Source organism: Parendozoicomonas sp. Alg238-R29 (assembly GCF_947331445.1).
Lineage (GTDB): Bacteria > Pseudomonadota > Gammaproteobacteria > Pseudomonadales > Endozoicomonadaceae > Sansalvadorimonas.
This window is the reverse complement of record NZ_CAMZOG010000005.1, coordinates 1-15,300: the sequence shown is the minus strand read 5'-3', so window position 1 is coordinate 15,300 and position 15,300 is coordinate 1. Positions and strand designations below refer to the sequence as shown.

Here is a 15,300-nt window from a genome sequence, read left to right as displayed (position 1 = left end):
TTAAACAAACTTATGTTTGGTAAAGCCAATGACGAAACGGGAGCAGCAGGTTCTCTCAGCTATTCGCCAGAACCCTTTGATTTCCCAGAAAGCCCTTGGGGAACAATTGGGTATAAGCCGTGAAGCTGCAGCGAACCACATTATGAATCTGACCCGAAAGGGTTTTATTCGCGGGAAAGGATATCTACTTAACGAACTGCTCGATGTCATGGTGATTGGCGGCTGTACGCTGGACATTCAGGGAATCCCAAAAATCCCGGGGCTCCCAGGTGATTCCATTCCTGGCCAGATTTCCATGACTCCCGGCGGCGTTGGTAGAAATATTGCCGAAAACATCGCTCGCCTTGGGCACAATGTTCGCTTACTTTCAGCAGTTGGTAGAGATGAGGCTGGCCAGCAGGTTCTAACAGCAACAGCTTCCGCTGGTGTTGATACCTCCTCAGTAGAACAGCTTGCTGATAAGCCAACTCCGATTTACCTCTCTATTCTCGATAACAACCATGAGTTGATACAAGCCATTAATGATATGGCCTTGATTGAACAGTTAAGCCCAGAGTTATTAACGCTCCATACCGCAGCCTTGCAACATTGTCAGACACTGGTGATTGATGCCAACCTGCCTGAGAAAACACTGGAACACTTATTCACGATTCCAAATCTTCCGGCGATATTTGCTGACTGTGTTTCCGCCAGTAAAGCCAAACGACTTAATCCCTGGCTGCATCGTATCTTCTGCCTGAAACCCAACCGCATGGAAGCAGGTTTATTGTGGGGTAAACCAGTCAAATCAGAAGTAGATCTCCATGAATGCGCTCAATGGTTTCATGAGCAAGGTGTTCAGCAACTGGTGATCAGTCTGGGGAAAGAAGGAGTATTCGCCAGTTATGAACAGCAGCAACTTCTGATGCCATCACCCGATATCCAGACAACAAGTGTCGCCGGGGCCGGCGACGCCATGATGGCTGGGCTACTGCACAGTTACCTTCAGAATTTTGATTTCGAACAGTCGATTACTACGGCCCAAACCTGTGCGGCTATGGCTCTTGAATATCACGCAACTATTAATCCGGAACTGACGGCCGAGGCCATCAGAAAACGCATTCAATCATCGATGTAATAATGGAAAAACCAATGCTCAATAACGCCTTTCTTGATATCCATCCAGAGGTAAAAGCCGCCCTTAATGAAGGTCGTCCGGTTGTTGCCCTGGAATCCACAATCATCTCCCACGGCATGCCCTACCCTGACAATGTAACTACGGCATTACAGGTCGAAAACACCATACGCGAGCACGGTGCAACTCCGGCCACGATTGCCATTATCGGTGGACGCCTGAAAGTTGGCCTGTCAGAGCAAGAGATCGAACACCTGGGCAAAAGCGGTCTGGCCGTCACCAAAACCAGCCGTCGTGATCTGCCAGTTATCATGGCCCGTAAGTTGGATGGTGCAACAACCGTTGCCACCACAATGATTATTGCTGCGATGGCTGGAGTGAAAGTTTTTGCTACCGGCGGGATTGGCGGCGTTCATCGCGGTGCGGAAACAACTTTTGACATTTCAGCCGATCTTCAAGAGCTGTCCAAAACCGATGTTGCTGTCGTCTGCGCGGGCTGTAAGTCCATTCTAGATATCGGCCTGACACTGGAATATCTGGAAACCCAGGGTGTTCCGGTGCTGGGTTATGGAGTGAAAACTATGCCTGCTTTTTATACCCGGGACAGTAATTTTCAGGTTGATCACCAGATTGATTCCCATGAAGATATTGCCGTCATCATGCAGACAAAATGGCAAACAGGCATGCAGGGTGGGATGATTATCGCAAACCCTATCCCCGAGGAACATTCCATGCCCAAAGATGTTATTGACAAGGCTATCGGGCAAGCACTTCAGGAACTGGACGAGCAGGGTGTAAAAGGCAAAGAATCCACACCTTTCCTGCTATCACGGGTTAAAGAACTCACCGGTGGTGATAGCCTGAAATCAAATATTGCCCTGATTATGAACAACGCCAAACTGGCTTCAGCTATTGCTGTGGCATATAGCCAGAAATAATGACTGATAAAAAAATACCGGATATCGAAATATCCGGTATTTTTTTACAACTCACCAATAAGTCTTATGAAGTCTTATGAAGTCTTATGAAGTCTTATTGGTTACCGCGACTATCATCGCTGCGATTGCCGCGATAACCACCTCGACGCTCGCCATTACCACTTGGACGACGGCGGGAACGATCCTCTCCACCTCGATCACGGTTACCACGGTAGCCACCACGATCACCTCGTTCACCTCGACCACGCCCACCGTTGGGGCTCTCTTTCCACTCACGCAGTCCCAACACCTGATTGCGAACATTGATTTCGCTCATGGTGCTCAGTACGGCCTGGTCCAGAGTTTCTGGCAGGTAAACAGTGGAGAACTTGTCGAACAAGCGGATATGACCAATATCACGGCCAGAGATTCCGCCTTCATTCGCCAGCGCACCAACGATTTCGCCAGGGCTTACGCCATGGTCACGGCCAACACCGATACGGTAGCGTTTCTTGCCCTGATTACGAGGATCTTCACGATCATCGCGACGAGGGCGACGCTCACGCTCTTCCCATTGACGAGGCTCGGGCTCATTACCATCAGGGAATGGACGTTCTTTCTGAGCCAGGAAGCACAGAGCGGCTGCAGCATCTTCAACTTCAATAGCCTGTTCCTGAATCATCTCATTGATGATTTCACGGTACGGAGTCAGGTCTTCATTGCTGATAGTGCAAGAAACCTGCTCTTTGAAGTTTTTAATACGGATATCACGAACATCGCGCTGAGTAGGCAGGCGCATAGGTTCGATCTTCTGGCGAGTCGCATGTTCAATAGCACGCAACATACGACGCTCACGAGGAGCGGCAAACAGGATTGCAGTACCCTGACGACCCGCACGCCCTGTACGACCGATGCGGTGTACATAGGCTTCGGTATCATTAGGGATATCGTAGTTTACAACGTGGCTGATACGCTCAACGTCCAGACCACGAGCCGCTACATCGGTAGCGATCAGAATATCCAGAGAACCTTTTTTCAGGCGCTCGACCATTTTCTCGCGAAGCGCCTGACTCATATCTCCATTCAGCGCAGCAGCCGAGAAACCACGAGCTTCCAGCTTTTCAGCCAGTTCTGTGGTTGCAGAACGGGTACGCACGAAAATAATCATGGCATCGAAGTCTTCGACTTCCAGAATGCGGGTCAAGGCATCCAGCTTGTGCAGACCACTGGCCATCCATACCTTTTGAGTAATAGTGTCTACAGTGGTGGTTTTTGCACGAATTTCAACAGAAACAGGATCTGTCAGGTACTTGTCCGCAATACGGCGAATAGCCGGAGGCATAGTCGCGGAGAACAGCGCAGTCTGACGTTGGTTTGGGGTATGGTCCAGAATCCACTCGATATCTTCAACAAAGCCCATGCGGAGCATTTCATCAGCTTCGTCCAGCACAACAGTTTTCAGGTTTTCCAGCTTTAAGCTGCCACGGCGAAGGTGGTCCATAACCCGGCCGGGAGTACCGACAACAACCTGAGCTCCACGGTGCAAGCCACGGAGCTGCCCGCGCATATCCTGACCGCCATAGATAGGCAGTACATGGAAAGACGGGATATGTTTGGCGTAAGTCTGGCAGGCTTCAGCAACCTGAATGGCCAGTTCTCGGGTAGGACACAACACCAGAACCTGAGTGTCGCTCATGGTTGCATCAATTCGGGACAGTACGGGCAGTGCAAAAGCAGCTGTTTTACCGGTACCAGTCTGGGCCAGACCGAGAAGGTCCCGCCCTTCCAGCAGATGAGGAATACTTCGCGCCTGAATCGGTGACGGGGTTTCATAACCCACATCACGAACGGCACGCAGCACGGCATCCGACAATGGCAGCTGGTCAAAAGCGGTAACTGTATCAGTCTGGGTTTCGGGCATAAGTAATGTGCGCCTGTAAGAATTGTAAAAAAGCGGGCGATTCTAACGGGAAACGCCAGGCAATGGCTACCGAAAATCATTCAAATTTCAGAATTTGGCAAACCCGCTCCAAAATGGCACAACGCCGTATCGGCTTGCACCTATGCCGGACTGGTAGGTTCTCTTATAGACCATGTTTTTATACTTCATGGTTTGGAAGGCGTGCTCTGCAAACCAGTACTTAAGTACTGGTTCCGTCACCAAAGAAAGGGGAAACAGATACTGCCTTCAAGGCTCAACCTTCTGCCCGAAGCGGCAAGTTTACCACAACCAACAGAAAGGCAAGCAACTCTAGAACAGATTTTAGAGACTTTTTATCGTTTTTCGGTACGAATCCAGCACCAGGCACTGCTGAAAATGCACACAGCCGCTGCCAGCAGATAAATACCAAATACAATCACCATCCACTCCGCCATATTCAGACCAAGCAGAGCCCAGTCATCAGAACCACAAAAACCGGTAGGCATAAACAATGAAGGCAGCCACTCATACAGAGGTAATTCAAAAGGGAAAGTTGGATAAAAATTACACGACTGATTTATGGTGTTAAAGGTTTCATAGGAGCCAGTCTGGATCATCGCTTTCTGTAAGCCATAAAGTCCGGAAACAACCCATAAACTGTAACCACTCAAACGAATGAAAATATTCGATGGCGCAATCAACATAATGAGCGAAACAACTCCCAGCAAACCAATAGCCAGACGCTGATAAACACATAACTCACAGGGATCAAGCAGCATCACATACTGGAAAAACAGAGCACAACCTTCAAGAAAAAGAGTTGTTGCCAGCATAATCAGCCAGGTAAGGCGCTTTTGCTGCCAGCCATGTAGTGTTCGTAATGGAGAAGAAAGCAAACTCTGCCAGAGTTGCGTAAAAGAAGAACGATCTGCAACCAAAGTAATGCTCCTGATAACTCTCAAATTATTATTGACCGGGCATCCAAACGTACACCGGCCCACGACAAAATTCAGTAAACCCCAGGGGGCGTTCTCAATTAGGCATCGAACTCAGCATTGCTGAAATGCCGCCATACGCTGCGTCAGGCTTGCTCAATGTAGAATACTACGATTTTCACACGACTTTCTAACGTCTGGCGGCTTTCAGCGCCACTGAGTCGTATGCTTAATTGAGAACGCTTCCTCGTCAAAGACTCATCTATAGGTATGAGACCTTGGTCTAAGTCCCGGAACTTCACGCTCCAAGAGCACTCTATGTAAGGCAGGTAGCTTTAAATCGATGGAGTGAGCTATGGACGGCACACAAGTACAATATCACCCAAATTCGAGAATCCCTCTCGAAACCCTTTATCCGGATGCCAATAAAGCCGGTCGAATCACTGTCTTAGGTGATGTTAAGGGTGTTCTGGGCCATGTCATGATGGGTGTTGGTCTTGCAGGGGTCGCAGGTAAAGAAATTAAGAACCGCGTACCCACCACAGCTCTTTTAGGAGGGCTGGTTGCCGGAGCCGCAGCTATCACCTTTTTACCGATAATGAGCCCTGTCTGCTGTTTTGCATTACCAGCTCTTCCTGCAGCCGGGCTCACATTCACCAATATCTTTGGGACTATGCCAATGTTTATTGGTGGCGGATACCTTGTAACCAAACTACTGGGAGCGCCACCAGCCGATAAACTAGCTTTGACTCAGGAGCTGCCGGAGCGTCGCCTCCTGAGAAGAGTTGCCAACCTCGGTGTATTTAACCTCATAGGCGCATACCTTGGCCTTCAGGCCCTGGGATTTGCTGGCAACCCAGCTATTAACTTAGTGAAGTCTGGTCTTCAAAATCTAAGGATGATGCCCTGAGTTTTTGATTCCTAAAATCGTATAATCTGCCCAGTTATCAGCGCTTCAAAACAGGAGCGTAGAGGCTGTGGCAGGGTAAGGGTAATTGTATTTGTTTCCTGAGCGGCCTTTTGGTCGTTGTCTACACCAAAAATCCGGCTCTTTTTCTGATCAACATAACTCGGCCTGAGCCATAGGCTGGCATCTGCCTTCTGCAACACTTTTTTAAAACTGGCTGTTTGTGCATTGGAAAGCAAAAGAGGTGTATTTTCCTCAAACACATGCACTGCAGATTTCCCAAACAGCCCTGGATAAGCCTGAACAAATAACCGGAGATGACAGCCCTCTAACACCCCTGTTGCGGCAAGCTGTTCCAATGAGTTGCTTTTATCAAGCACCAATATCTGCAACCCAGCCCGAACAGCACCATAAACAGCCACCAACCCGGCAACAGTTTCTACGCCCTGAACCGCTATAACATCCCCAGCATGGAGCCTTGCTTCACGCTGTAAATAGGCAGCAAAGTATATGCAGTACTCATCTAGCTGGTAGGTTGTTAGTGATTGTCCGGAAGCTTCAATGGCTGCCTGATCCGCAAACTGATCAAACGCACGCTCTATGGTATGCAAAAGAGTTGCTGTATCGATTGATAAAACAGGATCTGTTACTGGAACTACTGTATCCATATCATGCTCTTATATTTGTTATTGCTATCTTTCTTAGCGCCACTATACGCTGACAAAACCATCATCAACAGTTGAAAAGAATATTGCATCGGAGCTATGTACGGGACCATACATGCCCCGTACATAGGTCGCCTACATAGGTCGCCTACATAGGCCTCACTCATAATAGGCCTCACTCATATTTTACGGATTAATCACACCTTTAATGCGGTCACCATCTTCTTGATAAAGTGATTCAATATCCAAGCGTTCAAGAAATTCGTTGAAAATAACATTCAGATCTTCTCTTTTTAAAATCAGAGCATTTTCATTCTTGAAAGCTTTCTTTATTAGGCTGCTGTCCAAGCAATCCCTTGCACGGTTATTTACTAAATGGTTTAAAGAGGACAGTGTTTCACTCGGCGATCTTGGCTTTACTGAACCGAAATACTTGTTGTTGCCTATCGACTCATACAGAGCGCTATTCAATACGATTGTGAGGTTTCCTCCTTTACAGTCCGTCGCTTGATATAAATAATGCGCAAAAGCATGTTTGATAGCTGTACTACAGCTATCCCTTAGCTGCCAATATTCATAGCTATTTTCAGCAAGGGGATTTTCTATGCTGTTCCTCTGTCGTTGATCCTCAGTGGTTCCGTTTGCTTTTGCCAGAGGCGCCTTGAGGGTCAGCTCACTATTCGCGCAGCGAAGCAACAGACCGGAGGTTTTCTGTTTAATGTTTGTTTTTCCCCATTCTGGGCATTCAACCATAATGACAGATCGGCATTTCTTTTTACCTGAACGACACAAGGGAAAGGCGGAATGACTTGTCAGCAGTCGTTCAATATCGGGAATGCCTTCTGGTTCATCTGTCCATGCCGGTAGCAGATCATCACTTTTCAAAGCTGATTCTAGAGTGGGAGAATATCCACCGTGTGAACCTGTGACCATCTTGAGTAGGTTGTTGCTTCTACCATGGTTGGGGTCAGGTAAAAACTTATTTTTATTCAGAATATCGATTTGTTTTGTTTGACAATGAATGTACCAATTGAGCAAATTTTTTTGCACGAACGGTCTCAATATATTGATGGAATGTAGCTGATTCAGTAAAGCAAGGAGCGGAAGGTAGCTAGTACTGTTTTCATCAGCTGGTGACAGCCAGTTATTTTCAAGTGCCACTTGAGCAATAACCAGCATCTGGTGACTTTCAATGCCGAAGCGATCTTTAATGCCTTCAAACATTTCTTGAATGGTATGTTGCCAGTGACTACTGGATACTTGGTCGTCTACGACATATGTATGGTGTAACTCCTTCAGCTCTTTAGTGATAATGCAAGGTGGGACAGACTTTTCAAGCGCGTAAATAACAGCGTCTGCAAGTTGTTTGCTCTTCGTAGTACAGCACCCCAGCAGATTTCTTTCGTGAAAATCTAATTTATCCAGATCCTTTAAAAACCGACAACCCAGTGAAAATCCAGATTCAGAACCTTGCTCCCACAGTTTTTCTATCACTTCCGCCCTTGTTAAAAATGTCTGGCTCGCAGGTAAAGCCAGCCCTGAATGAGCGGAACTGACTACCTCTTCCGAGGTGATGCCAAGTGCTTGAGCCATGGCTGCCATCTCTTGTGGGTTCATTCCTCTCAGTGTGTCGTTTAGTTTTTGGCTTCCTGCCGCCAGAGAAATACCTTTTTTCCCGGTAGGAAAGTTATTTTCATGCTTAATAATTTTTGAAGGTGATCCCCCCAGATCTTCGGATTTCCATGTTGCTCCGTTATCCAGAGAGTACTCTGGGTATGTATGACTTGCACTTGAGATTATTCGTGCTGGTATACCAAAATAGCGACACAGTGCAACAAAAATCGGGGTTCTATGCCTACAGGCTCCTTGTCTTTCTTGTAGTAAAAAGCGTAATAAGTTGGTGTCCTTCGTTTTAGACTCACCACAAAAACACATGCAGTACATAGAAATGTGTGAGATGCGAGTTTCCGGATCATGAGCTTCTTTTATATCACTCAGTAACATCTGCTGATCTTCAGGAAGTGTTTGCAGGCATTTTGAACTGAATAGATTCTCTATTTCTTTGCTGATTTCGGGGGGGCAGGTAGCATCTGGCCTGATTGGTTCCCCTGTTGTAAATAACGTTTGGTGTTGTCCTCCACATCTATGGTTGTTTTTCTCCGTATTCGGCGTCTCGACAACGTAGTGTATAGCGACATTTTCCTCAGGCGTGGCATCAGGCACGTGGATCATATGTAAACCAGTGTAACGATCCCGCATCAGGGAAAAATTTTTCCCGGGTATTAACTTCACAGCTCTGATTGTTTCACCAGCCGTCAGGCTTGGTAAATAAAGCCATCTTTCCTGAAGGTGTGGAAGTGTGGTTATTCCATAAGTTTGGTTATTGGCCAAACTGAGTGTTCCTTGTTCCGGAATCACCCCGGGAAGAACGACTTCAAGGCCATACTCTCCCCTTCCTTGCCGGGTTGTTATTAGCCTTCCCTTTGGTATGGCTGCCAAGTCAAATACTCGCAAGCGATACATTCCAGGATCACGGAAACAGTTAAATGTTCTGTACTCATGCGTTGGAAGAACCGATTGAGAGTCATAGTCTGTGTCATTATCAAGTATCTTCGGAGTTGCAGACGGCAAAACGGCTTGTGTATCCAGTGCTGGTGCGGTTTTTGATGATTTTATTTCATCCTGTTCTTTTGGCTCAACAGCTGAATAATGACTGACAGGATGCTTGAGAATGTCTTTTATCTGTGCCCAGTTGCCAGCCTGCAGCTGTGGTTTTGTGTGATCCGCTGTCTTCAAAAATGTCTCGATTTGCGCCAGGTAGCGCTGGTTGGCAGCCAGATTCAGTGTGAGCGATTGAGCGCGAGTTGAGGGGAAATATTTATCAATATCGGCATTATTGAAGTGGGGGAAATTGTGTTGAAACCAATGTCGCTGCCATAAAACATAAAATGATTGTACAAGAGTGTCTTCGTTGTCTGGGGCTTGAATGGACATTCCTGATGACTGCCACCGTACCTCTGCGACGAGTTTAATGACTTGATGATGGGCTTCTGATTCCTCAAGGCCAGCTTGTAGGGTTATTTCATGGTTTTTGGTATGAATAGCATTGACACCTCCTCGTTTGATCAGCCAGGGATGGTCAAGGGGAGAGAGAGTCGTGTTCAGCCACTTGCAAAGCGGTAGATCTAAAGGTGCTGTGGCTATTCCATGAGGTGACAGGGGCGGTAGTGTGTCGACGGTTAGCCTGGCTGCCAGTAAGTACAGCCTGTAGTGCTGCTCAAAAAGTTTTTTAATCTCGGCCGGGCTGGAAGAAGATTGTGTTGCCACCGCGCGTGCAAGGTTTTGAAGGTCGAGACTGGTGGGCTGTACCGCAATGTTTTTTTCCTGCAGGTGGTGCCTGAGGCGGCAGTGATAATCTGTCATCTGTTCTGCCCAGGTTTTACCAGCCTGCGTTTCTGGCAAGAGCCTGACTGCTATGGATGTAAGCTCATTTTGTCTGTATTCCCTGATAGGCAGGTGTCTGAATCGGCCCTTCAGTGCTGGCGAGAGAGGCTTTCTGGCGGCGTAATGTGGTGGATTTGTTGTAGCGAATAGATGGAAACCAGGATGGGCATCTCCGGCCAGTATGTCATTGAGTTCTCCTTCCAGGTGTTGGCTGTCAATGAGGTTCATCTCTGAGATGACCAGAATCTCCCCATTGATTTTTGCTTTTTGGATATGGCTGCGTAGTGTGCCCCATGAGCAGTCGCAGGCATTAAGGTAGTGGATGACTGGCATGGGCTGTTTTTCAGACGCCATGTGAGCCTGAAAACTCTGTATTGCAAGCCGCAAGGTGGCATCCTTCCCTCGCCCTGTTGGACCTTCTACCAGAGTCGCCTGGCGGCCACCATGCTTTCTATTGCACTGGAAAGCGTGCTGGGTACGGCTCAAATCCTGAAGTAGCGCTTCGGCCAGATTCGATACGGCTGCAGAAGATGTATCAAAATCTGGCCACTTTTGATGTGTTTCAAACGTGAACCAGTTTCTAGTCAGCTGCAGGGTATGACTTTGTACCTTTGCCAAAATGGTGTGGTTGACAGGAAAGTGATGGCTAAACCAGTGCTCAATGACATGGATAGGCTCTTGCGCCTGCTCCTGGGCCTCATGGCCAAATACATCCCTGAAACTCTGTAATACCAGTGCATGAACAGACTCACTAGATAGTTCCTGGCTGGATAGTTCCTGTATGGACGACGCTGACTGATCAAGGTACCAGCCAACCCAGGCACAAATATCCGTCAGGTCACGTGGAGTGAATTCATGTTCGGGAAGAAGTTTCTGATAATGTTGCCAGAGGGCAAGAACACCTTGAGTCGCTTGCTGGGTTATCTGCTGAGCGGTTGTTTCATCAGTACAGTGTGCTCGTAAATACTGATACAGGGCTGGTTCAACGACTCTGTCCTGCAGGAAGGATTTGTCCAGTGCAGGGTAATAAACCCGCTGCATCTTTTCCTGCAAAGCAGAACTCATATGCCGCCCTGCGTAGCTATCGGGGTTACCCGTCAAGATAACGCGATGCCTGGAACTGACAGGTACCGGCTGGCCATCTGCAAAAATACGGGGAGGCGTGTCCCATAACCCCCTCAGGGTATCCAGCAGTCCGTTCTGAGCCAGGTTGGCCTCATCCATGATCAGAGTGACATAGCTGTCCTCTGTCTCGGGAGTACTCTGTATCCACTGGAGTAAGACTTGATTGAGGCGCACCATGCTGCGATCAGTTTCATCCTGATTGTCTTGCCACACCCAGCGCTGCACCAGCTCGCTATCATCCGTGGATGGCCCTATGGACATAACCTTTGACGCACCCGCGGCCTGAGCCATTTTAGCGGCAAAGTAACTTTTTCCTGTGCCTGTTTCGCCCTGAATGAAAACAACCGGTGACTCAGATAATCTGTCTTTCAGGCGGCTGAGTCTTCGCCGTTCCCGGTCAGACTGGTCGGTTTTTCCGAGAAGCAGGTCGTCTGTCAACTCGTCCAGTGGCGCTTTGCTGTGTCTCTTCCATGCGAGGCTCTTGTTCAGCTCTACCCGGATCAGCTCACGTTGCTGGTTATTATCCAGAGCGGTGTTATTGGCTATGGCATAACATTCTCTTGCAAGAGTGGTTATTTGTTGCGTGCGACAGAGACCCTTTTCCGAGAACTCCCAGCCACTGGCCAGGGCATCTTCCAGCCTCTTTAGCCGTCGGGAAGAGTGATTGGAAAGTTTTGGACGGTTGCTCACCAGCTCTTTCTTGGGGCGCAGTGTTGAAACCAGGCTGTGACGCCATTCTTCAGGCCCATATTTAATCAGCAAAGCCGCCATTCGATCGACGACATCCGAGTCTGAGCCCATGGGGTTGGGGTGATCAAATCGAAGTTGTAAATTTTTGAAAGCACCAGGACCAAAAGCCCTGGCCAGGGACCAGAAATTTTTGTGGATAAAAGCCCTGTTTACATGAGTGGTAGAATTGAGCATGTCAGCCAGTCGCTCCCGATCAACCCAGTTTTTATGATCAGCATCGGGCAGGAGTCTTTCACAGATGACTTTTAAAAAGTCGCGAACCCTCGGGTTATGCCTTGCACTATGAGTGAGAACACTGTTAATCGCTTTTCGCCAATGGGCTGGTTGTAAGTCTTTATCACCATCAACCTTTTGCGCATGGCGGGCTGCAATAATAAGGTTGTCCAATAAACTGCTGCTGAGTGTCGGCAGTTTGCCCGGATGTTTTTCCAGGTTCGTTGGCAGCTCTTTATAGGCTTCATAAATGGCTTCCAGCTCTTTTTTGGGAAGTAAGTCACGGCTGAGGCTGTGTCGGGCTGCAGTGGAATTCCAGATATCGATATCAGTGCACTTTTCAGCACGCTGAATCACCTCTGTAAATAATGTCGAACAACTTTTCTCTGTACTCGGCCAAAAGAAATGAATATTGGAATGTGGAAACGCCAGTAATGAACCGTTAATTATGACAGAAGAAGGTTGGCACAAGAGAGATTCCAATACCTGCTGCATTTCAGGGTTGGATTCCAGCCCCAAAAAGACAACAGGTAACCCTGTCTGCAGAGCCCGTTGAAGTTGTGTCGTACTGCGACCAAAGCGAGGTGTTTGTTCCGACAGAACATGGAGATTGTCAAACAGTTGGCCGGGGCGTGTTTGTGCGTTGATCTGGATGACCAGTGGTTCTGAAGATTGTTGTTCTCTCCACTCAGAAAACTGTGTCTCACAGTCGTATGTGATGACTTTCGCATGGAGGTTCGTTGGCAAACGGCCTTTTTCACATTCTGAATCGACAGGAGGTTGTATCCAGTCTGGTTGATTTTTGGCGTGCGCCAGAAAGATTTCCGGAGATTTTCCTGTTTCCTTTTTTATATCTCTGAGGTGACCCAGCAGCATAAACCACTGTGACTCACTCAGTGGCGAAGTGATGGTAATGGCGGCTCCTGATGAGATTTGATTCAAAAGAGCAGTGTTCGGTACGCTGACTCCGTCTTGATTAATTGTTATCGGGTTAAGCCACTGGCACAGATTTACCTTGTTAATGATAACGGGGTGATCAGGAGGAGATGTGACCAGTTTCATGGAAGACTGGCGCAATTCATGAACTTCTGATTCCGTGACGTCGGCTTGAAAAAAAACAATATCGTCAGGTAATAAGCGGGGATTGCCGTTGCTGTAGTAGCGTTTACCGTGTTGAAGCTGACGGATCTGGTGTTGAAGTTCCAGATCACTCCAGTCTGCTCCCTTCAATATAACGCCTTGACCGGGCTTTAGCTGTTCCAGAACGCCTGGTATATGGCAAATCTTTCCTGCTTTGTCGACACCCACTCGGCCAAAGAGCTGAGATCGCCAATCGGGGTGAATATGCAGATCGACAGTGATGGCAGAGTCAATCGTACTGTCAGCCCCCTTAGAAGAAGAGTACTCTGGCAGCCAGTGATCAGAAGTCACGTCCATCGGTTCATCAGCGGATACGGTTTCGGTGAGTTGCCAGGTATTGGTGGAACGATTGACTCTACGCCAGAAGTCGGCACCGGGAGTTTGAGTATCATTGGTGCCAGTTGCGGTTAACTGTTCCGAGGCTGCCAATACCAGGATGCTGATATGAGAGCCAAGTGTCCTTTTCTTTTTTGTCTGTTTGTCATAAAGACAAGGGCTTTCGGGGTCTAGTAAATCATTAAACTGTGTGAGCTCTTTTGCTGACATGTTTCGGATATCCAGAACGAGAGTCAAAGGTTTCTGATCCCGAAACAGCCTACCTTCCCGTGTATTATGCTTCCCGGTTTCTGCCAAGGTCAGGCGGCGTGTCAGGTTATCCCGCTGAAGACCATCAGGGTGTGTCATTAATACCACTTCCTGACTTTCGTTTTTCTCGGTGAGGTCGTCCAGAATATCAAGTACATTCTGGTCGCTGGAGACAAACCGGAAATCAAAGGAACGGGCGGAGTTAACAGATGGATCTACATTGACTTGCGGATTGGGCAACAGACTTACTGCTCTTGTCGCTATTCTGGGTTGGTCAAGCTTACCAGGTTCACTATTTCTTCGCTTGGCGCGACAGAAATGGGAGGTGTTCTTGTCCGCGTGTAAACCACCCTGACGAGAGTCATCGACTGAGAGGGGTCTTTTTCTGGCTACTAGCCGTCCTGAGCAACTATCCCCTGAGTAACTATCCCCTGAGCAACTATCCATAGTGTTCATCCCTGAATATCCTTTACTGTCTCCCTGATACAGGCATTGAAAAATACCTTCATCTGAGCATTTGACCTGATTTCTTTGAAAAAGTTACATATCGGCTCAAAAATTGTGTTGAGGGGGATTACCCTCTGACAGAAGCATCACATTACTTCAATAATGGTAACCAGACTGTATATCGTGCTGACAAAGTGAGTTGGTGTTTGTAGGAGTTAGACTCGATGTCAGTAGAGCTTACTTCATCCTGAGAATGCCCCCAGAGTAGAATGGGATCAAGCCATCCAACTTATAACAGAACTGATTTTCGTAGTAGGAGGGTGTGAATGATTTGCTCCATATTATGGGGCAGCGTATCGTTGGAAATCGTCCCGGACGGGTGGAACCCAGAGCATTAAGGCGAAGACCAAAGCCTTACGCTTTAATGACCATGCCAAGAGAAGAAATGCGATCAGAAATCAGAAAGAATGATCACCCGAAAAAGCTTAAGTAAGTGCCATTCGGCTCTGACTCCTTTCGGACCCGCCCCCTTTCGGATCTTTACCATGATTTGAGTTTGCAGCAGCCCCCCGATATTACATGATGGTGCAAAATCTCTCTTGAAGTCTCCTAAAGAAAGAAGGCGTTTGGGGAGAAGGTCGTTCAATGAGCGGGCTTGTCGGATTTGGTAATAATGGGCTTTCAAGATTTATCATTTCAAGAAGGTTATTACATACATCACTCAGTTCAGCGTGGGATACTTTCAATTCTTTTAGCTTATTTAACTGACCAGCGGTCAGCAAATTGTACCGAATAGCTTTAAAAAGTGTCTGCAGGCAAAGATTTTGAAGGAAGTCTATCTGGTAGTAATTAGCCAAGCGGTAAAGTTCAATCATATCGTCAGCTCCCAGTTGTTCAAAGCCTTCCAAGCTTTTCTCTTCCAAAAGTTTCCATATTATTTGATGGGCTGCCTCCCCCAGCTCTTCCTCTGAAAAGCACAGGGAGAAGGTACTGTTTTGGCCTTCTTCATTCCATCTCAGGGCTGCATCCCCCACACAGCTTATCTTATTGACCCAGGATCGAATGGCACTTACTTAAGAGCTAACCAGTTGTTTTAATTGATGAAAATCAGTCTGTTGATAAACTGGATTGCGACCA

The 15,300-nt window shown here is 47.6% G+C and carries 8 protein-coding genes; 3 read left to right on the top strand and 5 right to left on the bottom strand.

Annotation, left to right across the window (positions count from 1 at the left end; translation table 11 throughout):
• Positions 1-28 precede the first annotated feature (28 nt).
• Positions 29-1,117, top strand: coding sequence for a PfkB family carbohydrate kinase (locus QMA35_RS02025; protein WP_281645461.1), 1,089 nt, complete (start codon positions 29-31; stop codon positions 1,115-1,117).
• Positions 1,118-1,131: 14 nt separating this feature from the next.
• Positions 1,132-2,052, top strand: coding sequence for a pseudouridine-5'-phosphate glycosidase (locus QMA35_RS02020; protein ID WP_281645460.1), 921 nt, complete (start codon positions 1,132-1,134; stop codon positions 2,050-2,052).
• A 94-nt stretch (positions 2,053-2,146) separates the two neighbouring features.
• On the opposite strand, the gene QMA35_RS02015 is transcribed toward QMA35_RS02020, so the two are convergent.
• Both QMA35_RS02015 and QMA35_RS02010 read right to left on the bottom strand, forming a co-directional pair.
• On the bottom strand, positions 2,147-3,952 hold the full coding sequence (locus QMA35_RS02015; RefSeq protein ID WP_281645459.1) for a DEAD/DEAH box helicase: 1,806 nt from the start codon (positions 3,950-3,952) through the stop codon (positions 2,147-2,149).
• 353 nt (positions 3,953-4,305) lie between these two features.
• Positions 4,306-4,890 (bottom strand): disulfide bond formation protein B, encoded by a 585-nt coding sequence (locus QMA35_RS02010; RefSeq protein WP_281645458.1) that lies wholly within the window; start codon positions 4,888-4,890, stop codon positions 4,306-4,308.
• 352 nt (positions 4,891-5,242) lie between these two features.
• Between QMA35_RS02010 and QMA35_RS02005 the strand changes: the two genes are divergently transcribed.
• Positions 5,243-5,797 (top strand): hypothetical protein, encoded by a 555-nt coding sequence (locus tag QMA35_RS02005; RefSeq protein WP_281645457.1) that lies wholly within the window; start codon positions 5,243-5,245, stop codon positions 5,795-5,797.
• A gap of 11 nt (positions 5,798-5,808) precedes the next feature.
• On the opposite strand, the gene QMA35_RS02000 is transcribed toward QMA35_RS02005, so the two are convergent.
• From QMA35_RS02000 to QMA35_RS01990, 3 genes are all read right to left on the bottom strand, one after another.
• Positions 5,809-6,462: an AMP-binding protein gene (locus QMA35_RS02000; RefSeq protein WP_281645456.1), complete on the bottom strand. Its 654-nt coding sequence runs from the start codon at positions 6,460-6,462 to the stop codon at positions 5,809-5,811.
• 183 nt (positions 6,463-6,645) lie between these two features.
• Positions 6,646-14,172: an AAA family ATPase gene (locus QMA35_RS01995; RefSeq protein ID WP_281645455.1), complete on the bottom strand. Its 7,527-nt coding sequence runs from the start codon at positions 14,170-14,172 to the stop codon at positions 6,646-6,648.
• A 566-nt stretch (positions 14,173-14,738) separates the two neighbouring features.
• Positions 14,739-15,197 (bottom strand): hypothetical protein, encoded by a 459-nt coding sequence (locus QMA35_RS01990; protein WP_281645454.1) that lies wholly within the window; start codon positions 15,195-15,197, stop codon positions 14,739-14,741.
• Between the last annotated feature and the right edge of the window lie 103 nt (positions 15,198-15,300).

Excerpts from the sequence above, each read along its gene's own strand:
- QMA35_RS01995 (WP_281645455.1), bottom strand. The coding sequence starts at position 14,172 with ATGAACACTATGGATAGTTGCTCAGGGGATAGTTACTCAGGGGATAGT.
- QMA35_RS02020 (WP_281645460.1), top strand. The coding sequence starts at position 1,132 with ATGCTCAATAACGCCTTTCTTGATATCCATCCAGAGGTAAAAGCCGCC.
- QMA35_RS02015 (WP_281645459.1), bottom strand. The coding sequence starts at position 3,952 with ATGCCCGAAACCCAGACTGATACAGTTACCGCTTTTGACCAGCTGCCA.
- QMA35_RS02005 (WP_281645457.1), top strand. The coding sequence starts at position 5,243 with ATGGACGGCACACAAGTACAATATCACCCAAATTCGAGAATCCCTCTC.
- QMA35_RS02000 (WP_281645456.1), bottom strand. The coding sequence starts at position 6,462 with ATGGATACAGTAGTTCCAGTAACAGATCCTGTTTTATCAATCGATACA.
- QMA35_RS02025 (WP_281645461.1), top strand. The coding sequence starts at position 29 with ATGACGAAACGGGAGCAGCAGGTTCTCTCAGCTATTCGCCAGAACCCT.